This window comes from Microcoleus sp. B9-D4 (assembly GCF_036705105.1).
GTDB lineage: Bacteria > Cyanobacteriota > Cyanobacteriia > Cyanobacteriales > Microcoleaceae > Microcoleus.
Genome location: NZ_JAUBTS010000171.1, coordinates 1 through 1,353, shown reverse-complemented (window position 1 = coordinate 1,353; position 1,353 = coordinate 1). Strand labels below are relative to the sequence as shown.

Annotated in this window: 1 protein-coding gene; it reads left to right on the top strand. The window is 44.9% G+C overall.

All coding sequences use genetic code 11. The annotated features are described in order from the left end of the window. Positions 1-106 precede the first annotated feature (106 nt). Positions 107-1,353 (top strand): hypothetical protein (locus QUB24_RS33395; protein ID WP_333157874.1); only part of this gene is annotated, 1,247 nt, incomplete at its 3' end.

The window sequence follows — 1,353 nt, the reverse complement described above, 5'->3', positions numbered from 1 at the left end:
CTTGCACCCAACGGCGGGGGAAATCTTACAGAGCAAACTTTGACCGGGGAACTTTGGGCGATCGCAGACGGCGACACCTCTCGCATATCGGGAGTCGAGGCAAGCTATGTCTAGGGTTAGTAGAAAGTCTTCACTGTCGCCAAGGGCTACAGGAGAAAGCGCGATCGACCTTGGCAAAGATAGCGGCGTTGATATGGGCCGCAAAGCTCAAGTCAGTGCCACAGCCGGTGGCGTTGATATGGGCCGCAAAGCTCAAGTCAGTGCCACAGCCGGCGGCATCGGTGTTACTCAGGAAATTACAAGTATCGGTGGCATGACTGTTTCTGGCGGTGTAAGTGTCGATGTAAGCCCGCTGCGCTTGAATATTAGTGGCGAACCGAATTATGAAGACCCTTCTAAAAGTGCAATTTCAATTAGTGGCAATGCAGAATTACCCGGTGGAATTTTAGGAGTTAGTGGGGGGGCAACAATTAATACTAGCACCGGAGAAATTATTGGTGGAAGTATTGGAGGAGAAATTGGCGGATCAGGAATTAATCTATCCTCAAACAATGGGGATATTGGCATTGAATTGACACTGCAAATTCCATTCACTCCAATTGAATTTAGCCTGGGCTTGGGATTTCCGAAAAGGAAGGAAGAGCCAACAACACCAACACCAACACCTATAAATCAAACAATGCCTAGTGGATGGGAACCTAGTATCTCTCCATCTCCCAATTTTGTGATTGAACCGGGGCTTTATTATCTACAAACTACAACAATAAGTGCAGATGGTACATATAGATATGATGATGGAGATGGAACAACCTATTATCATGTGACGCCACCTCAAACAGGGCAATTACGGCCGCCCAGGGTAAGCCCCCCTACAGAGCCTGATTTTTGCACAGCAATTACAAAAGCAAATATAGACGCGAGTACCACGTTTTCCGGACGTATTGTTTATGCCCCCCAAGGAGCAGATTGGAGGTATGTCAATGCACAGAAGATTACAAGAATCGAAGTATATTCAAGAGGCCAAAATATAGCTCCTTTTGGTGGCGTAAATTATACGAGAGAAATTTACTATCGTCGCCCTATAACTATTTCCAATGCAAGTATACCAGATCTAATTGGAGGAGAGTATTTTGTAAAAACAACACAAGCGCCTTATATATATAGGTTTCCTAATGGAGCCGAAGGATATACCTGGAAATTTAAAGAATATCAATTGATTAGTAAAGTCGAGGTGAAACTAATTAAATGCGGAGAATCTCCGTTTTCTCTACCCATTCCAACTCCTTTCCCGAACCCACCACCGAGGAAAAGGAACATGGACGAATGCTGTAGAGATAGTCTGAAACTGCTTAG